Here is a 21,748-nt window from a genome sequence, read left to right on the forward strand (position 1 = left end):
TGGAAGCCAATCACATGGACGAGTCTGTGCCACATTCAAATAATGAAAAACACAAACAACGACAGCAAAAAATAAAACAAGAAGTTGATTCGCGTATCAATGCAGCTCAAGAAGAAAAAGGCTTAGTTCTCGTCATTACAGGTAATGGAAAAGGTAAAACCACCTCTGGATTTGGCACAATTGCACGAGCCGTCGGTCACAACCAAAACTGCGGGGTTGCTCAATTTATTAAAGGTACTTGGGATAATGGTGAAAAAAATCTACTGGAAAAGTTAGGAGTAGAATTTCATGTCATGGCTACCGGCTTTACATGGGAAACCCAGGATAAAACCAGTGATACACTTGCGGCTCAATTAGTATGGCAAGAATGCAAGCGCATGCTGCAAGATGACAACTTAGATGTGGTGTTATTCGATGAAATTACCTACATGGTAACTTACGGCTATATTGAATTGGACGATGTAGTAGAAGCCATCGAAAACCGTCCTAGCACGCAATCTGTGATCATTACTGGCCGAGCAGCCCATCGACGCTTAATTGAGATTGCTGACACTGTTTCAGAAGTGCGTAACGTCAAGCATGCTTTTGAATCAGGTATTAAAGCCCGTAAAGGGATTGATTGGTAAATCCTAAAACGGCGAACAATTTGTAATGATATCAACCTAAGCCGCTGGAAACCTAAGCCAAACAAGTAGCAAAAAGCCCAGTTTAATCGTGAAGATCGTACTGGGCTTTGTCTTTTCAACGCTTTATTGGCTAATTATTTAAATAAACTATTGAGCAAATCACCTGCTGCTTTTTTCACTTCTTTATTTTTGCCCGAATCTTTATCGTCACCTAAAAGCTTATCAATACCTTTATCAATTTCTTTTTGCGCTTTTTGCTTAGATTCTGAGTTAAACAAAGATTTCATATCAACACTAATACTTGGAGTCGCCCACGAGCCTTTTACACGAACTGGAATAGTGAGGTTTTTTAAATCATTAAGATCTTTGCCATCTTGCCCTTTCATGGTGCCAACAATCGATGTTTTTACCAAAAAGTCTAATGTTTCATGCACATAATCGGCTTGTCCATCACCCAAAACGCGCAAGAGTGGCGACTGCATGGCAAAGTTATTAGTCTTCATTACTCCTTTAGAAAGTTTCATTGTTGCCGTCAGAGCACTAAAATCCGTTTTCTTAACATTATCCGCGGCTATAGTTTCACCTTTCAATTTCGCTTTCGCTGAACGGAACTCATACGGTAAATTTACACCATAAAGTGAGCCATCTTGAAAATTAAGATTAATCACGCCGGATAGGTTTTTCTTCAACGTATCAGGTAGCAAACTCTTACCAGTGAGATCTGCTGTAATATTACCCGTTCCTGACACGATATCCATATCTGCGATATCCGTTAATAATGGGCGTACTTGCACACCTTTTATTACATTATGAATTTTATAGTTTGCAACTGATTTACGTGCATCAATATGTGCTGTCGCGAGTATTGAACCATCATACAAATTAGCAGCAAAACGTTGTAAATCAATCACACCGCGATTGACCTTAAACTGAGTGACTACATTTTGTAAGTTAGCATTATTTGCCACTAACTTATCAATAGTTATCTTACCCGTAACATCTAGTGTTTTCGTTGCACTAAGATCGGGTTCAGTCTGAGCCGGCGCTGTTGATGCTTTCGCAGTAGGTGTTGTGTTTGCTGTTGAAGCAGTAGCTGCAGCCTTCGTTGCCGTAGAGCTCTCAGCCGTTTTAGATGATGTAACAGCTGATTTTGTCGATTGCTGTTCCATTTGTTTTAATAACGCATCTACATTTATTTCTGCACTGTGTAAATTAAATACAATCTTAGGAATACTGGATGCTAAAGACACTTGAGTTGAACCATCAAACACCAACTCATTTACTGTAAACTTATCAAGTGTTAAGCCTAGATCTTGCTTATTTAAATCAAACGTTAATGAAGACAACATATCGATATTAATTGGATTTAATGGCAAGTCTTTCCCATTAACTTTAGCTTTCAAGTTCATATCATTTAATCGAACCAGTGACATTGCCTTATTAACCATTAACTTGGCACTGTGTGTCATATCGATGTTCATACCAGACACTTGTCCTTGAACCGCTAATTTTAAATCATTTGGTTGGTCAAACTTAAATGTCGTCAATTGTAATGACACTGTTTTAATGTCAGTAGCTCCATCTTTAAAAGAAGCTTGAGTATCAAGATTACGTAATTCATAATTTTTCAAATCTTGTGAAACTTTAAATTCTGTTTTGCCCGCAGCAGAAAAGGTTTGCTGATTATTGCGGCCCGTTAAACTGAATTCAGCTTGACTCCACTCATCAAATGAAAATTTAGAAAGTGCAAAGTTGACATTAGATAATGCTATCTCAGACCCTTTTTGTTCATCAAGCATCGCCAATGTCGCATTATTAACCGTGATCCCCTCTAATGTTAATTGCCATTTAGAAGCTGAACTTGACGATTCTTCTACGTCCGCTGACTTGGATGCTTCTTCTGGCTTAGCCGCAGTATCTGCTGTCACCCCTGTTTCTTTTTGGTCAACTTCGGCTGTATTTTCTTTTATAGATTGTGCAGCAATATCAATATTTGAACTTCCATCTTTCTTAGTTTGCAGAAAAATATCAGCGCTATTTAAGCTAATGTTGCCAATTTCTAATCTTTTTTCTAGCAAAGGGAGAACTGAAATATCCAAACCGACAGAGTCAATCTTTACGATTTCGGCACGTTTAAAACCGTTCGGATTTAATAATTTCGTTTTTCCAATAGTAAAACCAATATGAGGGAAGAAAGTCCATTCAATATCACCATCAATAACGAGGTCAAAACCCGTTTGAGCTTTCGTCTGCTCAATAATTAGAGGTTTAAATTGATTTGGATTCACGAAAAAAACCAATGCCAACACAGCAATTAAGATGGCAGTAATTGGAACAGCAAGAAAGATGAGTACTTTTTTCATGGAGATCCCTCACGCAGTACAGATAAAAAGAGTTAAAAGCATTCCACCATCAATATTCATTTAACGATAAATATGAGGATGAATAATAAGTAAAATGACTGCATATCTAGCAGTCTATTTTAAAATTAATAACTTAGTATGAAATTTGATACTTAACCAACGATATCAATCTTCATTAATACGGCTTGCCACAGCGCCTTGTTGATTTTTATATTTAGCATTATCTCGTTTGTTATACGGTTTTTCAGCATCACCCGATAAAACTTCAAAACTTAAAGCGCCAATTGGCATCATTGGTTTCAAGGCTAAAGGTAAACGACCTGAATTATAAAACTCAAGTACGATACGCCCAGACCAACCAGGGTCAATACGATGAGCCGTTACATGAACCATTAAGCCTAAACGAGCCAAAGAAGAACGTCCATCTAACCAACCAACAATATTGGCAGGGAGATCGACAGATTCATAGGTGACGGCTAATGCTAGTTGCCCAGGATGTAAGAAAAATTCACCATCATCAGAAATCTCAATCTCATCACTCATGACTTTTTCAAGCTGAGCTGTCACTTGTTCTTTTTTACCAGAGAGATCAATATATGGTGCACTGTGATCATTAAATACTCGGAATTGATGACCTAAACGTACATCTACCGTTAAGCCACTAATGCTATCTTCAGATGGGGCTGGCGACATGGTTATCTTACCTTCCGCCATGTATTTCTTTATGTCCCTATCACACAATCTCACGAGGTATTTCTCCTAATTTCGCGCAAAATTATTTAGATTTAAATAATTAAAGCGAATGGTTATCCATCATCTGGTAATTAAAAATATAACTTCAAATACTTTGAATATAGTTATGATTTTAATAAACGAGCAATATGAGCCTTCAACACATCAATTGCAATTCGGTTTTTACCGCCACGTGGGACGATAATATCGGCATGCTGCTTCGATGGCTCAATAAATTGCATAAACATTGGTCGCACTGTTTTTTGATACTGCTTTAATACAGAATCCATCGTTCTTCCACGCTCCTCTACGTCTCGTTTAACACGGCGTAATAGACAAATATCAAGTGGTGTATCCATGAATACTGATGCATGCATTAAGTCACGCAAGCGTGGTTCAGTCAGCAACAAAATGCCTTCTAAAATAATCACTTTCTTTGGTGTCATTAATGTCGTGTTTTGAGTGCGGGTATGTTCTGAATAGCTGTATTCAGGAATTTCAACTGAATTGCCTTCCATCAACTGCTGTAGTTGTTCACATAGTAAATCATGATCCAACGCGCTTGGGTGGTCATAATTAGTCTTGACTCGCTCTTCCATACTAAGATGGCTTTGATCCCGATAATAACAATCTTCAGTGATCACACCGATCTGACTATCACCGACTTTCGCTCGTAATTCTTTGTAAATGGTGCTTGCAATTAGGCTTTTCCCTGAAGCCGATGCGCCGGCAATCCCTACAATGACGCATTTATTTTTTTCAGGTATTTGTTGTTCTGACATGTAAAAGCACCCAGCTCAATAGTAACGGGAACCCCGAGGGGGAATTAAACCGCCTGATTATATACTTAATTGATACAAAATGGGAGTTTAGCCACGAGGCAATAATCCTCTAAATTAACGAATTATTACTATGCTTAATCCTATTTACACAAAATGTATAAAAAATAATCATCTGATTTCTCGATGCTTATTTACTTATTAATGTATGACTATTTTACTTCCGTAAATAAAATAGCATCTGGAGCCGGATCACCTTGCCAAAATAGACGACACCCAACCTGAGCGGCAAGTTCAAGATAAATTTGTGAATGCTCACTACTTGGTTTAGCGGTAACCGTTGGGCAACCATTATCAATATCACTGCGTAGATCAATATGCAGTGGAATTTGTGCCAATAAAGATAAATCCATATCTCGCGCCATTTTTTCAGCGCCGCCCTGGCCAAACAATGCTTCATGATATCCACAGTTTGAGCAGATGTGGTAACTCATATTTTCAACCACGCCAAGCACTGACACCCCGACTTTATCAAACATCGCCACGCCTTTTCTTGCATCAGCTAATGCAAGGTCTTGCGGTGTTGTCACCACCAAAGCTGACGTTACAGGAATTTGTTGCGACAACGTTAGTTGAATATCGCCAGTACCTGGTGGCATATCTATCACTAAATAATCAAGCTCTGGCCACAGTGTTTCATTAAGTATCTGAGCCAAAGCTTTCGATGCCATTGGACCGCGCCATACTGCCGCATCATCTTGCGCAACCAAATAACCAACTGAGTTGGTATACAAACCATGAGCTTCCACTGGTTGCATCCATTTACTATCAATAACAGTTGGTTTCTTACCTTGTGTCCCAAGCATTATAGGAACAGATGGACCATAAATATCAGCATCTAACAAACCAACTTTCGCGCCCAGTTTATGCAGTGCCAAAGCAAAATTAACGGCTGTCGTTGACTTGCCCACCCCACCTTTAGCAGAAGTAATGGCGATAATGTTTTTCACTCCTTTCACTGGTGTAGCATGTACAGTTTTCAGCGTCTTAACTTTGGTCACAACCTCGATAACAGGTAAATCTTGATGTTGTGTTTTCTGTTCTTCAACCCATGATTGAAGCTGACTTTGTAACCCTTGACCATAAAATGGCAAGGTAATTTGTACGCTATCATCTGATTTTAATAACACAATTCCTGGAGTATCAGCCCATTGCGGAATTAATTGTGGATGCTCAAATTGATTCAGCCACTGACTTAAAATAGAAGATGATAATGAATGATTAGGGGTAGACTTTGAAAATGGAGAAGAAAATAAAGACATACGGCCTCGGTATCACAAGATAGAATCAATATCCTAGCAGTATAAACCCACAAGAAAAACACGCTACTCACCATATAAATAAAAAGATCATGAATTCCGTCTTTAGGTTTCTTGGAGTCATGGCTTGCATAAGGTAGAATCTTGAAAAGTTTTATGACTAGTCTATATCCAAATTAATTGAAGTAGCAGTGAGGCGGCAAGTGATCGAACTCCCATGAGCTTAGCTTGCCTAAGTGGTTGTAGTGAGTAAACACCGTCAACAAAGCTATAGCTTCAAATTAAAAGGGTATATCGAAATATTCGGACTAATTGCCCCCCTATCAAGAATTAAGAAGTGAATAATAATGGCGAATGACCCAAGAAAAATTCTCGTAACCTGCGCACTCCCTTACGCCAATGGCTCAATTCATTTAGGTCATATGCTAGAACACATTCAAGCGGATGTTTGGGTTCGTTACCAACGCCTACGCGGTAATACCGTAAACTTTATTTGCGCCGATGATGCACATGGCACACCTATTATGTTGAAAGCTCAACAATTAGGTATTGAGCCTGAAGAAATGATTGCAGCAGTTCAGCAAGAACACCAAACGGATTTTTCAGGTTTTAATATTAGCTTTGATAACTACCACAGTACGCACAGCGATGAAAATCGTGAATTAGCCTCGATGATTTATCTTCGCTTGAAAGAAAATGGATTTATCACTAGTCGTACTATTTCTCAGCTTTTTGACCCTGAAAAAGAAATGTTCCTGCCCGACCGATTCGTAAAAGGCACTTGCCCAAAATGTAAATCAGATGATCAATATGGCGATAACTGCGATAACTGCGGTGAAACTTATAGCCCAACCGACCTTATCAATCCAAAATCGGCGGTATCAGGTGCAACACCAGTAATGAAAGATTCTGAACATTTCTTCTTCGACTTACCGCAATTTCAGAGCATGTTGAAAGAGTGGACTCGTTCAGGCTCTCTTCAAACAGAAACCGCTAACAAAATGCAGGAATGGTTTGAGTCCGGTTTGCAGCAATGGGATATTTCACGTGATGCACCGTATTTCGGCTTTGAAATCCCGGGTGAAACCAATAAATTTTTCTACGTATGGCTAGATGCTCCAATCGGCTACATGGGCTCATTTAAAAACTTGTGTGACAAACGTGCAGCAGCCGGTGACACATCTCTTAATTTTGATGAATATTGGAAACAAGATAGCACCGCTGAACTTTATCATTTCATCGGTAAGGATATTGTGTACTTCCACAGCCTATTTTGGCCAGCCATGTTAGATGGCGCAGGTTTTCGTAAGCCAAGCAATGTATTTGTACATGGTTATGTGACCGTTAATGGCGCGAAGATGTCAAAATCAAAAGGCACCTTTGTAAAAGCGAGTACTTACTTACAGCATCTCGATCCTGAATGCCTACGTTATTACTACACCGCTAAACTCAATAGCCGCATTGACGATCTAGATTTAAACCTTGAAGATTTCACTCAACGAGTTAATTCAGATGTCGTTAACAAAATCGTCAACTTAGCTTCTCGCAATGCTGGCTTCATCGCTAAACGATTTGACGGTAAGTTGTCGGCAAATTTCACCGAGCCAGAGCTCTATCAAGAATTTGTTGATGCCGCTAGCAGCATTGCTCAATCATTTGAAACTCGTGAGTTCAGTCGAGCAATTCGTGAAATCACTGCACTAGCCGATAAAGCCAACCAGTATGTAGATGAAAAAGCACCGTGGGTTGTAGCAAAAGAAGAAGGTAAAGACCAAGAGCTGCAAGATATCTGCTCTGTCGGTATAAACTTATTCCGAGTACTAATGACATACCTAAAGCCAGTTATGCCAGAATTAGCAGCACGGACTGAAAGCTTCTTAAATGACACTCTAACGTGGGAAGGGATATCAACCCCACTCACTAATCATGAAGTGACTAAATTTAAAGCCTTATTCAACCGTATCGATCCTAAACATGTTGAAGCCATGATTGAAGCATCTAAAGAAGATGCTGCGGTTGAAATGGCGGCAAAAGCACAATCAGAGAAAACAACGCAAACCGAGTTAGATAAAGAGCCTGTCGCGGATGAAATTGAATTTGATGATTTCGCCAAAATTGACATGCGTATCGCCAAAATCATTTCATGTGAAGCAGTACCAAAAGCCGACAAGCTTTTGAAATTCCAATTGGATATCGGCGGCGAGACTCGCCAAGTATTCTCTGGGATTAAATCCGCTTATACGCCAGAAGAGCTTGAAGGCAAACTAACGGTGATGGTCGCTAACTTAAAACCTCGTAAAATGAAGTTTGGTATGTCCGAGGGAATGATTTTAGCTGCCGGACCTGGTGGAAAAGATCTGTGGATTTTAGAACCACATGAAGGCGCCCAACCAGGTATGCGTGTTATGTAATTCCCCTAGATAAATAAGTTTCATCGATAAATGCTCCGCTATTTACTTAGTCGGAGCTTTTTTATATTTATTATTCATCAAATAACGATTCACACCTACCATCACGGCACAGATTTTGCTTACAAATAGAATGTCAGCTTAAATTGAGTAGGGGTGGATATGTTTACTTATGTTTGTATCACAATGGCAATTAGCATTATTGCATTACTCTTCTTTCTATCACGTAAAAGAGAGCAAAATCATCAAGTGCGATTTCAAACTATCTTCTTATTACGTCAATTAGTTGGCTTTATACGCCAACATAGGCAACTTACTCATCAATATCTTCATTGCTCACACCAAGGTGCCAACAGAATTGCCAAGATAGAAGAACAAATTAATGAAACTCATACACAATTGAGCGTGCTAAAGCCGAATTCTGAAGTCCGTATTTTAAGTGAACGGACGCATTTATTGCACCAACAATGGGCATTATTTAACTTAGCTCGCAACCAAATCGATCACGGACGTTTGATAAGGCAAACCTTATTTCTAATCGATGAGAATATGATCATGTGGTTAAGCGAATCTGGGCGAGAAGATCTTAGCGAGCAATACAGTCAAGATTGGTTGGAAATTTTTGATTGTTTGGATAGCCTCACTCAATTTCGCATTGCTATTCTTGATAAAAACTCAGAACAAGGTCAGCAAAAACTCAAGCGTGATGCCATCTTGCTAAGTAACCGATTAAATAAATTATCATTATTGAGCCCTCTCACTTTCGTCGATATGGATCAAGGCGGTTTAATGGCGCAATTACGACATTTACAGAGTGAACAAATCACAGCATTATCTGCCGAGGATTTATATCAGGTATCTTCGGATGCCTCTATTTTGATCTTTACCTTATACGATCAAGTGATTTCAACATTATGCGAGGAGCTATACCTACCTCTTCCAGAAATAGCAGGCATTAAAAAGCCTGCTCATCATCAGCAGGCTTAATATTATCACTTTGAAACAATAAGATTAGCTATCATCTTCCGTAAAGTTCGTCGGAAGATTTTCTTTCATCATCGTCCATATTTGACCACTTTCAATACCATATTGACGGATTAAAGCGGGTAACTCTTCACGACGACCGCTCTCACATACTACCAAAAGTTGTTTATAAAATTGGAGTGCTAGTTGGCATGCGTCTGGATTCGAAAAATAGAAACTACCAACGCGGTCATAAAGTTTCCGAATACCATTAAAAATAAACCCAAACACTTGATTGCCCGAATGAAATGCTAAACGCTGAAATAACATATAATCATAGAAATTAAATGTCTTCGCCATCAAAATTACATTACGCGTGGCTTCATCGTCTTCATTATCTTCTTTAACTGCAAGACGAATTTTATCGGCATATGATGATTCAGACAAAAACGCCTCCCAGTCATCATGTTTCAAAACCAACTCACAAGAGCTAATCACTCGATTTAAGGTATTGATAGAAGCTTCTGGATTTAATTTAAAGGCATAGCGCATAAAAATAGGACTAATGCTAGTACGAGCAGCTAATAAGTCTTCAACAATAGAGGTGGCATTATCACTATCTAATGTCATTAATGTATCTAAAATATGCAGACTTGAAGTCTCCATGAAATTATTTACTTTTGTTGGCTTACCATGCTGAATCGTTAACCAACCATCGCGAGCTAAACGTTGCAGCACTTCACGTAAAGTCGTTCGAGTTACACCAATAAGTTCTGACAATTCTCTCTCAGCAGGTAAAATAGAACCGGGTGGAAATTTACCATTCCAGATGCTTTCTATAATGTACTTCTCTGCAAACCCAGCAGGGCTTTTCGCCTTAATGACCATTAATTCACTTTATCTATTATAGGGAGGAAAATTGGACTCATCATACCACTAGTTGTTAAAGACACAAAACTGACGAAGTGTAGCTGATTTCACATATCTTACGATTTATTTAGAAGTAAAGTAAACTCGACTTATATAAGTGAAATTTTTCGCAAAAAATACAATTTCATTCGCTTAATCAAACACTGATTATTTACTTATCCTAATACCTATGTATTCTGCGTAAAAATACTAAATATGTGATACGTTCATGTGAAATGAATTTATATCCATATAACATGATTTAAATCAATAAGTAATATTCAATTAGCACGATCAACCTCACAGATTATAGTGAAAATCTTCTCATAATGAGCGTTGGATTTCATTATCAAAACTTAAAGAGTATATTTATGTCCGCTACATTGGGAAATGCATTTATAAAAAACTTCCTAGGTAAAGCTCCTGATTGGTATAAAGTTACTATCGTTGCCTTTCTAATTATTAACCCGATTGTCTTCTTTTGGATCGATCCTTTTACGGCAGGTTGGCTCCTCGTCGCTGAGTTTATTTTTACCTTAGCGATGGCATTGAAATGCTACCCATTACAACCCGGTGGCTTACTTGCTATTGAAGCTGTTTCAATGGGGATGACAACAGCAGAGCAAGTAAAACATGAACTTGCTGCTAATATTGAAGTTCTATTACTACTGATATTTATGGTTGCTGGTATTTATTTCATGAAGCAGCTTTTGCTGTTTATGTTCACTAAAATACTGCTCGGTGTCCGCTCTAAAATCCTTTTATCTCTTGCATTTTGCGTCACTGCAGCCTTCCTCTCTGCGTTCTTAGATGCATTAACCGTTATTGCCGTTATCATTAGTGTCGCTATTGGTTTTTATGCCATTTATCATAAAGTTGTCTCGAACCCGAATGCAAGCCATCATGATCATACGACTGATGAAATGATCCCTGAAATCACTCGTAATGATTTAGAGGATTATCGCGCATTTCTTCGTTCTTTATTAATGCATGCAGGTGTCGGCACAGCGCTAGGCGGTGTAATGACGATGGTTGGTGAACCTCAAAACTTAATCATCGCGGATCAAGCGAGCTGGGAATTTGGTGAGTTTATTTTGCGCATGGCACCAGTGACGATTCCTGTTTTTATCTGTGGACTCATCACTTGTGTTTTAGTCGAAAAATTTAAAGTTTTTGGCTATGGCGCCTCATTGCCAGAAAATGTTCGTAAAATTCTACTCGAAGTCGATCATGAAGAGCAGAAAAAGCGGACTCAACAAGATGTTGCTAAATTATATATTCAAGGGATCATCGCCATTTGGTTAATAGCAGGCCTTGCATTCCATCTTGCAGCCGTTGGCCTTATAGGTTTATCCGTTATTATCCTTGCTACTTCTTTTACTGGGATCACAGAGGAGCATGCATTAGGTAAGGCATTTGAAGAGGCTCTCCCTTTTACTGCATTACTCGCTGTTTTCTTCGCCATAGTGGCAGTGATTATTGACCAACAGCTGTTTAAACCTATCATTCATGCCGTGCTCGCCTTAGAGGGCAACCAGCAAATTACCATGTTCTATATTGCAAATGGTCTACTTTCCATGGTGTCAGATAATGTGTTTGTCGGAACGGTTTACATTAATGAAGTCAAAACGGCTTTGCTTGATGGTGATATTTCACGTCAACAGTTTGATTTACTCGCCGTAGCGATCAATACCGGAACCAACCTACCTTCAGTGGCGACACCGAATGGTCAGGCAGCATTCCTATTTTTGCTAACGTCAGCACTTGCACCATTAATTCGACTATCTTATGGGAAAATGGTCATCATGGCTTTGCCCTATACAATAGTGCTAGCGGTTGTAGGTTACTTCGGTATCCAATTCTTATTAGAGCCGCTGACCATTTACTTTAATCATATGGGTTGGATAACAACGACAACGGTAGAAATCGCCTCTCAAGGCAGCGCTATTGTAGGACATTAATTATTTACTCCTTATAAAATAAGCATCATAATCTTGCGCTGATATAAAACAATTAAAGCTCTGAACTTTCAGAGCTTTTTGTTATCCAATATTCATTCGGTCCAAAATGATTGACGCTATCGTCGGTTAGAAGGATATAGAGAGAAAGTTAAATAAGGATATGTGTATGTCTTTCTTATTACCCGTTAAGCAGTTTTCACAGCAACGCCTCGCTTGGTTGCTGCTCTTTATATGTATAGTTATTTTTGAAGCATGTGCTCTCTTTTTTCAGCATGTTTTGATGCTTGCACCCTGCGTCATGTGTGTATATGAACGTGTTGCTATGATGGGCATCGCTGGAGCAGCCCTGATTGGTTGCATTAACCCAAAGAATCCATTACTGCGCTACATAGGGCTGGCTGGCTGGGCTTATACTACATTTAGAGGATTCGAATTGGCAAGAGAACATGTTGGCTATCAATTCAATTCATCTCCTTTTGCGACGTGTGATATTTTCCCACAGTTTCCTAGCTGGGCGCCATTAAACCAATGGGCTCCTTGGATGTTTGAACCAACCGGTGATTGTTCTAAAATCGTATGGCAATTTTTAAGTTTATCGATGCCGCAATGGTTAGTCATTATTTTTGCAGGTAACTTAATTGTGGTGGCTATTATTATTCTTTCCCAATTTGCCAAGCAAAAAGCTTAGTTTCGTCGTTCAGCAATCAAATTCATCCAATTAAGGCTTCGTTTAATCTTATTAACGAGGTCTTTTTTATGCATAACAACTTGCAGCTACTTATTTTCTAGTCACAAAAAAACGCCAGCGATTAAGCTGACGTTTCTTAAGTAAGTCGTTTATACCATCAGATTAGAAAGTATATAGAAGACCTAAACGCATGCTATCTTCTGCATCACGAAGTGTTGCGCCTGAAATTTGATAAGTATCTGAACTAAACGTTGAATCGCCTTGATCTAAGTTATTAAGCTTATAAGAGACGTAAGCATATAAGTTATCCGTGAAGTCATAACCACCCGTTAATTCAAACCAATTGTTAATTGTTTCACTTTCTGCTTCTTGATATTGATATGCACCAATCACACGGAAGCCATTGTCCCACTTGTACTGTACAGAAGTTTCTACACCATCAAAGTCATCATTGTCATTTAAATCACCTGTAGTGTAAGTTGCAGCAGCGTATAAACCACCAATAGTGTAGTTAACACCAGCGATAAGCTGATCAGCAGATTGGCCATCCTGAGCTAATACAGTATCAGGAATATCATTTGCTGCATAACCCAACGCTAAGCCTAAGCCCATTGGGAGGGTGTATTTTGCCGCAACACCGTAACCATCGCTGTTATCTGTATCGCCCAAAATAACGTTGGCTTTAACGGTTAATGCGTCTTGTAAAAAATTACCCGCGTATTGAATATTATTGTTTACTTGCTCATCACCAGAAGCAATAAATGTCTTTTGGGCGCCAGAATAAGTTGAGATATCTGACATTTGAGAAATCATTACGGTCGAGGTATCTTGGCGACCAAAGGTAAAGTTACCAACATTAGTTTTGAAACCAGCAAACACGTAACGCTGATTAAAATCAGTACCATCTGTACCTTTAGAGTTATCACCTGACGAATTTACACCTTGCTCTGCTTCATAAAAGCCGATACCAGAAAGGTTATCTGTGATTTTTGTTTCACCTGCAAAGTTAATACGGAAACGTGAAGCATTGTGCATAGTACCGTCGATTTTATCGCCACCATCAGTACCAATGAAATCACCCCTGAATTCCGCACGACCACCAATATCAAATTGAGTTGCATCTGTTTTATAAACAGTCGCGGCGTTAGCGCCAGCAGCAGTGGCAAGAGCAGCGATAGCTAAAGCAATATAAGTCTTTTTCATTGTAATAATCCTAATCAAAAGTATAAGAACATTTATCTACAAATACGCTTATGAGAACTTCTTAACACAGCATAATCACTGTTCTTTGGTTCTCTATAAACAATAATTCTTTGTTACCACCAAAACAGTATAGACACTGGCCTTGGTAACAAGGTGTATCCGTTTTACGCCAAAGTTCCATTTTCGATAAGTAAAAAAAACTAATTAACACCATAAAGATCAAGGTTACGACATATAAAACAATCTAACCGCATGATTTAAAGTTATTATTTATTATTTATATATATTCACATCAAGCTTAAAATCCTCTCAATATTTAGTATTCTTGAGTTTTTTTTATATTTAGAACTGTGATCTATATCTACATAAAAATCGCACATTATGAGGTTTCATACGCATATTCAACATATTACAGGCATAAAAATGCCATACCCTCTAACCACATTGAGGCATTTGGCTTAAATGAATACAGTAAAACTAAAAATTAGCACTAAGGTTGAACTGGTTCCAATCGATAATGCTGCTCAAGGTTTAACTACGACCACAGCACAGCTTAAATTTGTGACCACTTTGACAAGGGCATGGATCATTGCGGCCCACATTTTTATAAGGATTAACTCGCTGAGACTGATGCCCTTGCATTAATTCATTCGCAGTATGTGCGACTTCATTCAACATTAGATTTAACTGAGGTTGCATTACACACAAACTTGGTAATTCGATCATTCCTGCATCTCTCATTTGTTGCGTCGTTTGTTCTTCATCGATAATTAACATAAAAGTCGTTAACAATGCTTGTAACATTCTCACGCTACCATCAGGTAAATGACCTGCTTCATTCCAGCCACCTTCTACCAATGGCCACGTAGACATAAATCCTTCAGCAATTTGAGTCAACCGTTCACTGGGTAAATCATCATTACTCAGCATTCCTGATAAGCGGAATAAGTCATAGTCGGAAGCCATTAAGTAAGCATATTGCACTTCAAATCGAGAAACTAAAGCCTGTTGTAATTCTGGTGTGACATCATCAACGAAAGGCTCTATCCATATTTCAGGTACTAATGGCTTAGGGCTGATATTTACGGCTAAAATGACGCCTTCCCAAAATGCGGCATTTAATGGGGAATCAAGCAATAAATCGGAATTCATTAATGTATTCATAATCATCTTTTCTAAAAAATTTGTGGCAAGTGTAGCGAGTTAGGCTCTTTTCAGCTATCGAAATTCAATATCGTCTATTAGCAACTCTACTCAGTGACAATTGACAACTTTGCCTCTACAATCTCGCCTCTTTCACCAGTCACTCATATAAGGTTTCACAATGCGCTTAATTCTTGGCCCAATGGAAGGCGTTCTTGATCATTTGATGCGAGAGATGCTCACCAATCTCAATGATTATGATCTTTGTGTAACCGAGTTTGTTCGTGTCGTGGATCAACTATTACCTGAACATGTTTTCACGCGCTTGTGTCCTGAGTTACTGCATGGTTCCACTACCCGATCTGGTACTCCTGTTCGACTGCAATTACTCGGACAAGACCCGAATTGGATGGCAGAAAATGCCGTACGTGCTGTTGAGCTCGGTTCGCACGGGCTCGATATCAACTTTGGTTGCCCTGCAAAAATGGTGAATAAAAGTCGAGGTGGTGCGGCATTATTACAGCACCCCGAACTAATTTATCAGATCGTAAAATCCTGTCGTCAAGCGATTCCTGACCACATTCCAGTATCCGCTAAGATACGTTTAGGTTGGGAAGACCCTCAGGATTGTTTTGAAATTGTGGATGCTGTCGAACAAGCGGGTGCAACTGAACTAACCGTACATGCTCGTACTAAGATGGGGGGTTATAAAGCCAGTGAAATAAAATGGGAATATATTGAACAGATAAAACAACGTACCCAACTACCTATTATTGCTAATGGTGAAATCTGGAATTACCAAGATGGTCAAAATTGTTTAACCCAAACTCAAGCTGATGCTTTAATGGTATGTCGGGGAGCATTTAATGTGCCGAACCTAGGGAATGTGATAAAACACAACCATGCCGTTATGCCATGGGAAAAGGTTATTGAATTAATGTTACATTATTCTATGTATGAAATTGAGGGCGATAAAGGCCTGTATTATCCGAATCGCATCAAGCAATGGCTTTCTTATCTACGTCAAGAATACCAACAAGCTGATGATTTATTTCGTAACATTCGTCGTTATAATAAAGCTCAGCCAATAATCGACTACATCAAATCACTATAAATTTAAATTTAAATTACACGATAATGCGATTTTTCCTGGTTGTTTTGTTATATACAGTAATAAAAGCCCAATCAGAGCCTGACTACGACTTGAAACAAAGCTTATAAATTCATCCATCCAAGACCAATGAAAGTACATTATTTGCTTGGTTGTAATAATAAGCAGAACAAAAATCGCAACCCTATAAGAATAAGAAGTTCTTGATGTACGATGCATAAAAAACTCAGGGAAGAGACGATATGATCACAACAGAAGCAGCATAATGATAGCCACTGAGACAACTCATTTAAAAACTAACTAACTTTGAAAAGAGATAACACTAAGCACAAAATATATGCCTAGTGCTTTATATAGGATTATCAGCCCAACAATAGACTATCGTCAGATAACTCCTCACCCCTAACTTTTGAGAACATATCTAAAAGATCAGGAACTTGCATACCTTTACGTGTATTTCCATCGACATCCAATACAATTTCACCTTGGTGAAGCATAATGGTTCGATCACCACAAGCAAGTGCATCTTTCATAGAGTGAGTTACCATCATCGCGGTCAGATCAAATTCTTTCACAACGGTTTTTGTCAAATCAATAACAAATGCCGCCATACGTGGATCTAGTGCTGCGGTATGCTCATCTAACAGCAGCAATTTACTTTCAGACAAAGTAGCCATGACGAGACTCACCGCTTGACGCTGTCCACCTGACAATAAACCTATGTTGTCTCCTAATCGATCTTCTAAACCTAGACCTAAAATACTGATGCGTTCTTGGAAAAGTTTACGCCTTTGACTCGATAAGGCCATATTCCAACCACGGCTCTTACCACGAGAATAGGCAATAGCCATATTTTCTTCAATGGTTAAATCACCACAGGTTCCAGCTAAAGGATCTTGGAATACACGAGCACACATTTTCGCTCGTTGATGGACTGATTGCTTAGTCACATTCACATTATCGATTTTAACTTGGCCACCGATCATTGGTGTTTCACCAGTGACAGCCCCTAATAAAGTAGACTTCCCGGCACCATTTGACCCAATCACTGTCAAAAATTGATGCTGAGGAACTTTAAGACAAACTTTTCGTAACGCTTTATTTTCTAACACAGTGCTAGGATTGAAGGTCACCTCGATATTTTCAAGCTCAATCATAGTGCCCCTTTCCCCTTAGAATCTTGCTTTTCTGAAGCTACACGCTCTGATGCCGAGAGTTTTGCCGCTTTTTTTGCCTTCATATTACTTTTCACTTTTGGCGCTACAAGAGCAGTGGCAACAAGAAGCGCTGTGACTAGATTAAGATCTGAAGCTTGCATACCAAACATACCAGTATTAAGCGCAAATTGGATGGCAATACGATATAAAATAGAACCAACGATGACGGCAACAACAGCAATCCAAATTTTACGGCTTGGTATTAACGTTTGGCCTAAAATAACCGCCGCCAAACCAACAACAATCGTACCAGCACCTGATGTCACATCAGCGAAACCACTTGTCTGAGCCAGAACTGCACCCGCAAAACCGACTAAGCCATTTGATAATGCCAGACCAAAGTAAGTATAAAATGCGGTACTTGCACCTTGAGCCGAAACCATGCGCGCATTAACACCCGTAGCTCTTAGCGCTAAGCCAAAATCACTATTTAATAGACGTATAATTAATAACGCTGACACAATAACTAAAATGCCAACCGCGAGAGGTCGGATAAACAAGTCACTTCCAAGAGTATCGAGTGGCGTGAAGATGGTATCTTCACCGAGCAACGAAAGATTAGGGCGTCCCATTATACGAATATTGATAGAAAACGCCGCCAGCATGGTCAATATAGAGGCTAGCAAGTGAAGGATTCCACAACGAACTGCTAAAAATGCAGTCACAAGCCCGCTCAAGCTGCCAACAAAAAAGGCTAAACCAGTCGCAATCCAAGGGTTAACACCAGCCACTAATGCGGTTGCCGCGACAGCCGCTCCCATAGGAAAACTACCATCAACCGTTAAATCAGGAAAATCGAGGACTCTAAATGTAATATAAACACCAAGCGCCACTAAGCCATAAACTAGGCCAAGCTCTAGAGCTCCATAAAAGGCAAAAGCAGACATCATTACTCCTTTTCTGCTTAATAACAATCCATGTAAAATAAGTTTCTAGGTTGTTATCATTAACTCTATAAACAATCAGTTATCGAATAAAGAGTGGTACTACACCTTATTAAAATAAGGTACCAAAATATTATAAAGGGGGTTATTACATACTATGCCTACCCCCTCTTTTCTGACTCATATCTATTAATCTAATATTATTTTTTGAACACTTCTGAACGGTCAAGGATAGAGCTTGGAATAGTGATACCCAGTTTTTCTGCCGCTTGAGTGTTAATAATTAAATCAGACGCTTTAGCAACATGCACTGGAAGCTCACTTGGTTTTTTACCTTCCAGAATAGCCGCAACATAATCAGCAGTTTGTATACCAATTTGATAATAATCAGCGCCTAAGCCAATTAAAGCACCACGGTCAACATAAGTCGTTGAGGCTGCCAATACTGGTTTTTTAGCTTGGTTAGCGGCGGAAATCATTCCATCAATCGCACTCGCAACGGTATTATCAATCATTGCATAAATAATATCGGATTTAGCGACAATAGCTTGAGTCGCAGATTGGACATCAGCACTTTTCAACGCGGTACTTTCAATTATCTTAATATTACGATCAGCCGCTTCTTTTTTAAGTGCTGCCATTAAAGCTACTGAGTTAGCCTCACCTGGATTATAAACCACACCGATGGTTTTCAAATTTGGAAGTAATTCTTGTGCTAATTCAATGTGTTGAGCAATAGGCGACATATCTGATAAACCGGTAATATTGCCAGAAGGATTATCTAAAGATTTGACTAGCTTAGCTTCCACCGGGTCGGTTACAGCGGTAAACACAATAGGGATATGTCTAGTTGTTGCTGCAAGTGCTTGCGCCGAAGGTGTGGCAATACCAACTAACACATCTGGTTCTTCTCCAACAAACTGCCTTGCAATTTGAGAAGCAATCGCTGGATTACCTTGAGCTGTGCGGTACTCAAAATCGAGGTTCTTACCTTGCTCGTACCCATGTTTTTTCAATCCATCAATTAATCCATTTCGCGCAGCATCAAGAGCAGGATGCTCCACAATTTGTGATACATCTACTTTTACTGTTTTTGCAAATACACCTGTTGATGACAGTAATGCAGCTCCGGCCAATGCCGCCGTAGCAATAATATTCTTTGCTTTCATCTTAGCTCCTTGATTCAGCAATTTCAGTTATGTTCATACCCTGTAAGTTGGATATATTGTTATTATTTATTGTTGCCAATAATACTATCAGCGAAAGCATTATTACCAATTAATAAATACAAAAGAAAGCTTTTGGCATCAAAATAGCTACAAAGCCCCAATAACGAGGCTATTGGGGCTTTGTAAAAGCAATATTTATTAATTTTAGGTGTGCGTTTTAGAGATGCATTTAAGGTAAATTTAGGTTAAGCAACATGACAACCGTTAACCTAAAACCAACGCTCTAATGTTGTTTCATCTAACTGCCGAAAGGCGCGTTTCAGCATGCTAGCTAACTCTTTATATCGAGGTTTAGATTTTATAGGCTCTTGAGCAATACCTAATTCAGCGACTTTTTGATAAAGCTCTCGATACCAATTAGCTAAGCTTGGGGGCAAAACAGTTTTAGAACGTGTTCCAAGCCACCATATTCCTTGCAAAGGTAAACTAATGGCAAACAAAGCGATAACAATAGCCTGCGGGATAGCGGCTTGGTTATTCAAAGATATCTGTAGTAACACACTAATTGCCGCTACCGCCGGCATAACTTTGATACCAAAACGAGTTGCTTTAATAATTCGTTGTTCAGGAAACATCGGTGCCAATTCTTTGCGTACTGGCCACTGTTCCATATAATGTTGACCATCTTTAAATCGATGTATAAAGCTTACTCGACTCATGGCAACCTTCCTTATCTAAAATAAAACTATAAAACTTAAAAAATAACTGCAAAAAATTGATTGAAATTAATAAATACTCAACTTTTTTTTGTTATCTTACGCTATAATCGTTATCCTCTACACGGTTTCAACCTTGTGTTGCACAAATTAGCAACAAATAAGGTGATGGGAATCGCATAAATAGATTTTTAGCACTAACGCCGAGCCAAATATTAAAGGTATCTGCGTTATTTATTTAAGGATAATACGACTATCACAGATTGTCGTCTATTCTTGAATTGTTTTATTTCATTACAGTTAATTTCTGAACGAATACAGGTATTCACTCATGTCAAAGCTAGTCCTAGTTTTAAACTGCGGTAGTTCTTCACTAAAATTTGCAATCGTTGATGCGGAGTCTGGCGATGAACTTCTTACCGGTCTTTCTGAATGTTTAGGCCTTCCAGAAGCTCGTATTAAATGGAAACTAGATGGAAAGCATGAAGCTCAATTAGGTAACGGTGCAGCACACGCTGAAGCGTTAAAATTTATTGTTGAGACAATCTTAGCTTCTAAGCCTGAATTAGGTGAAGGCGTTGGCGCTATCGGCCACCGTGTCGTTCATGGTGGCGAGAAATTTACATCATCTGTTCTTATTACCGATGCTGTTATTCAAGAAATCAAAGATGTAACAACACTCGCACCGCTTCATAACCCAGCAGCAATCGCTGGTATTGAAGCAGCAAAACTAGCGTTCCCTGATCTTAAAAATGTTGCAGTATTCGACACAGCATTCCACCAGACTATGCCGGAAGAAGCGTACCTTTACGCGATTCCATACAACCTATATACAGAAAACAGCATTCGTCGTTACGGTATGCATGGTACTTCTCATCTATTCATTACTCGTGAAGTTGCAAGTATCATGAATAAGCCAGTTGAAGAAGTAAACATTATCAACTGTCACTTAGGTAATGGTGCTTCTGTTTGTGCAGTTCAGAATGGCCAATCTGTTGATACTTCAATGGGACTAACGCCACTTGAAGGTTTAGTTATGGGAACTCGTTGTGGTGACATTGATCCTGCGATCATCTTCCACATGCACGATGCACTAGGTTACTCTGTTGACCAAATCAACACTATCCTAACTAAAGAGTCTGGCTTACAAGGCTTAACTCAAGTGACTTCAGATTGTCGCTTTGTTGAAGATAACTACCAAGAAAAACCAGAAGCAAAACGTGCGATGGATGTATTTTGTCATCGTCTTGCTAAATACATTGCAGGCTACACTGCAACACTTGATGGTCGCCTAGATGCCATCGTGTTTACTGGTGGTATTGGTGAAAATTCTGGTCCAATCCGTGAACAAGTACTGAACCGTCTTGGTATCTTCGGTATTGAACTTGATAATGACAAAAACCTTGCTGCTCGCTTTGGCGGTGAAGGCGTTATCACTTCTGAAAACAGTCGTATACCTGCAATGGTTATTTCAACCAATGAAGAGTTGGTTATTGCAGAAGATACTGCTCGCCTAACTGGCCTATAAAATCTTACAGGCTAACTTCGGTTAGCCTG

The 21,748-nt window shown here is 39.1% G+C and carries 18 protein-coding genes; 7 read left to right on the forward strand and 11 right to left on the reverse strand.

The genetic code is table 11. The features are described 5' to 3' along the window. Positions 1 to 14: 14 nt before the first annotated feature. Entirely contained in the window at positions 15 to 626 is a 612-nt protein-coding gene (gene cobO, locus HC725_RS00485) for a cob(I)yrinic acid a,c-diamide adenosyltransferase (RefSeq protein WP_190329802.1), read from the forward strand. Positions 627 to 760: 134 nt separating this feature from the next. On the opposite strand, the gene HC725_RS00490 is transcribed toward cobO, so the two are convergent. From HC725_RS00490 to apbC, 4 genes are all read right to left on the reverse strand, one after another. Further along, entirely contained in the window at positions 761 to 2,989 is a 2,229-nt protein-coding gene (locus HC725_RS00490) for an AsmA family protein (RefSeq protein WP_190329803.1), read from the reverse strand. Between the two features lie 165 nt (positions 2,990 to 3,154). Then, a complete protein-coding gene (dcd, locus tag HC725_RS00495; protein WP_190329804.1) occupies positions 3,155 to 3,736 on the reverse strand; it encodes a dCTP deaminase in 582 nt (193 codons plus the stop codon). A gap of 110 nt (positions 3,737 to 3,846) precedes the next feature. Beyond that, positions 3,847 to 4,488, reverse strand: a complete 642-nt coding sequence (udk, locus tag HC725_RS00500) for a uridine kinase (protein WP_190329994.1) — start codon at positions 4,486 to 4,488, stop codon at positions 3,847 to 3,849. A gap of 224 nt (positions 4,489 to 4,712) precedes the next feature. Next, on the reverse strand, positions 4,713 to 5,822 hold the full coding sequence (gene apbC, locus HC725_RS00505; RefSeq protein ID WP_190329805.1) for an iron-sulfur cluster carrier protein ApbC: 1,110 nt from the start codon (positions 5,820 to 5,822) through the stop codon (positions 4,713 to 4,715). A gap of 344 nt (positions 5,823 to 6,166) precedes the next feature. Between apbC and metG the strand changes: the two genes are divergently transcribed. After that, positions 6,167 to 8,230, forward strand: coding sequence for a methionine--tRNA ligase (gene metG, locus HC725_RS00510; protein WP_190329806.1), 2,064 nt, complete (start codon positions 6,167 to 6,169; stop codon positions 8,228 to 8,230). A gap of 159 nt (positions 8,231 to 8,389) precedes the next feature. Further along, positions 8,390 to 9,214: a hypothetical protein gene (locus HC725_RS00515; RefSeq protein WP_190329807.1), complete on the forward strand. Its 825-nt coding sequence runs from the start codon at positions 8,390 to 8,392 to the stop codon at positions 9,212 to 9,214. Between the two features lie 24 nt (positions 9,215 to 9,238). On the opposite strand, the gene fadR is transcribed toward HC725_RS00515, so the two are convergent. Beyond that, positions 9,239 to 10,078 (reverse strand): fatty acid metabolism transcriptional regulator FadR, encoded by an 840-nt coding sequence (gene fadR, locus HC725_RS00520; protein WP_190329808.1) that lies wholly within the window; start codon positions 10,076 to 10,078, stop codon positions 9,239 to 9,241. A 392-nt stretch (positions 10,079 to 10,470) separates the two neighbouring features. On the opposite strand from fadR, the gene nhaB reads away from it, so the two are divergent. Together nhaB and dsbB are read left to right on the forward strand one after the other, a co-directional pair. Beyond that, on the forward strand, positions 10,471 to 12,060 hold the full coding sequence (gene nhaB, locus HC725_RS00525) for a Na(+)/H(+) antiporter NhaB (RefSeq protein WP_190329809.1): 1,590 nt from the start codon (positions 10,471 to 10,473) through the stop codon (positions 12,058 to 12,060). 166 nt (positions 12,061 to 12,226) lie between these two features. After that, complete coding sequence (gene dsbB / locus HC725_RS00530; RefSeq protein ID WP_190329810.1) at positions 12,227 to 12,748, forward strand: disulfide bond formation protein DsbB; 522 nt, start codon at positions 12,227 to 12,229, stop codon at positions 12,746 to 12,748. A gap of 162 nt (positions 12,749 to 12,910) precedes the next feature. Here dsbB and HC725_RS00535 read toward each other — a convergent pair whose 3' ends face one another. Next, a complete protein-coding gene (locus HC725_RS00535) occupies positions 12,911 to 13,951 on the reverse strand; it encodes a porin (protein WP_190329811.1) in 1,041 nt (346 codons plus the stop codon). A gap of 531 nt (positions 13,952 to 14,482) precedes the next feature. Then, positions 14,483 to 15,115, reverse strand: coding sequence for a YecA/YgfB family protein (locus HC725_RS00540; protein ID WP_190329812.1), 633 nt, complete (start codon positions 15,113 to 15,115; stop codon positions 14,483 to 14,485). A 160-nt stretch (positions 15,116 to 15,275) separates the two neighbouring features. Between HC725_RS00540 and dusC the strand changes: the two genes are divergently transcribed. Further along, entirely contained in the window at positions 15,276 to 16,208 is a 933-nt protein-coding gene (gene dusC, locus HC725_RS00545; protein ID WP_190329813.1) for a tRNA dihydrouridine(16) synthase DusC, read from the forward strand. A gap of 359 nt (positions 16,209 to 16,567) precedes the next feature. On the opposite strand, the gene HC725_RS00550 is transcribed toward dusC, so the two are convergent. The 4 genes from HC725_RS00550 to yfbV form a co-directional block, all read right to left on the reverse strand. Then, positions 16,568 to 17,362, reverse strand: coding sequence for an ABC transporter ATP-binding protein (locus HC725_RS00550; RefSeq protein WP_190329814.1), 795 nt, complete (start codon positions 17,360 to 17,362; stop codon positions 16,568 to 16,570). After that, positions 17,359 to 18,309 (reverse strand): ABC transporter permease, encoded by a 951-nt coding sequence (locus HC725_RS00555; protein WP_190329815.1) that lies wholly within the window; start codon positions 18,307 to 18,309, stop codon positions 17,359 to 17,361. Before HC725_RS00555 ends, HC725_RS00550 begins: the two co-directional genes overlap by 4 nt. A gap of 197 nt (positions 18,310 to 18,506) precedes the next feature. Next, a complete protein-coding gene (locus HC725_RS00560) occupies positions 18,507 to 19,475 on the reverse strand; it encodes an ABC transporter substrate-binding protein (RefSeq protein WP_190329816.1) in 969 nt (322 codons plus the stop codon). A gap of 269 nt (positions 19,476 to 19,744) precedes the next feature. Beyond that, entirely contained in the window at positions 19,745 to 20,194 is a 450-nt protein-coding gene (yfbV, locus tag HC725_RS00565) for a terminus macrodomain insulation protein YfbV (RefSeq protein WP_190329817.1), read from the reverse strand. A gap of 328 nt (positions 20,195 to 20,522) precedes the next feature. On the opposite strand from yfbV, the gene HC725_RS00570 reads away from it, so the two are divergent. Beyond that, the gene (locus HC725_RS00570; RefSeq protein WP_190329818.1) at positions 20,523 to 21,719 is read left to right on the forward strand and encodes an acetate kinase; all 1,197 of its coding nucleotides are present in this window, start codon (positions 20,523 to 20,525) and stop codon (positions 21,717 to 21,719) included. The last annotated feature ends 29 nt before the right edge of the window (positions 21,720 to 21,748 follow it).

The sequence above is a fragment of the Vibrio sp. S17_S38 genome (genome assembly GCF_014694375.1).
Lineage (GTDB): Bacteria > Pseudomonadota > Gammaproteobacteria > Enterobacterales > Vibrionaceae > Vibrio.

Coding starts and splice junctions, on each gene's coding strand:
- cobO (WP_190329802.1), top strand. CDS start 15: ATGGACGAGTCTGTGCCACATTCAAATAATGAAAAACACAAACAACGA.
- HC725_RS00490 (WP_190329803.1), bottom strand. CDS start 2,989: ATGAAAAAAGTACTCATCTTTCTTGCTGTTCCAATTACTGCCATCTTA.
- apbC (WP_190329805.1), bottom strand. CDS start 5,822: ATGTCTTTATTTTCTTCTCCATTTTCAAAGTCTACCCCTAATCATTCA.
- metG (WP_190329806.1), top strand. CDS start 6,167: ATGGCGAATGACCCAAGAAAAATTCTCGTAACCTGCGCACTCCCTTAC.
- HC725_RS00515 (WP_190329807.1), top strand. CDS start 8,390: ATGTTTACTTATGTTTGTATCACAATGGCAATTAGCATTATTGCATTA.
- fadR (WP_190329808.1), bottom strand. CDS start 10,078: ATGGTCATTAAGGCGAAAAGCCCTGCTGGGTTTGCAGAGAAGTACATT.
- nhaB (WP_190329809.1), top strand. CDS start 10,471: ATGTCCGCTACATTGGGAAATGCATTTATAAAAAACTTCCTAGGTAAA.
- dsbB (WP_190329810.1), top strand. CDS start 12,227: ATGTCTTTCTTATTACCCGTTAAGCAGTTTTCACAGCAACGCCTCGCT.
- HC725_RS00535 (WP_190329811.1), bottom strand. CDS start 13,951: ATGAAAAAGACTTATATTGCTTTAGCTATCGCTGCTCTTGCCACTGCT.
- HC725_RS00540 (WP_190329812.1), bottom strand. CDS start 15,115: ATGAATACATTAATGAATTCCGATTTATTGCTTGATTCCCCATTAAAT.
- dusC (WP_190329813.1), top strand. CDS start 15,276: ATGCGCTTAATTCTTGGCCCAATGGAAGGCGTTCTTGATCATTTGATG.
- HC725_RS00550 (WP_190329814.1), bottom strand. CDS start 17,362: ATGATTGAGCTTGAAAATATCGAGGTGACCTTCAATCCTAGCACTGTG.
- HC725_RS00555 (WP_190329815.1), bottom strand. CDS start 18,309: ATGTCTGCTTTTGCCTTTTATGGAGCTCTAGAGCTTGGCCTAGTTTAT.
- HC725_RS00560 (WP_190329816.1), bottom strand. CDS start 19,475: ATGAAAGCAAAGAATATTATTGCTACGGCGGCATTGGCCGGAGCTGCA.
- yfbV (WP_190329817.1), bottom strand. CDS start 20,194: ATGAGTCGAGTAAGCTTTATACATCGATTTAAAGATGGTCAACATTAT.
- HC725_RS00570 (WP_190329818.1), top strand. CDS start 20,523: ATGTCAAAGCTAGTCCTAGTTTTAAACTGCGGTAGTTCTTCACTAAAA.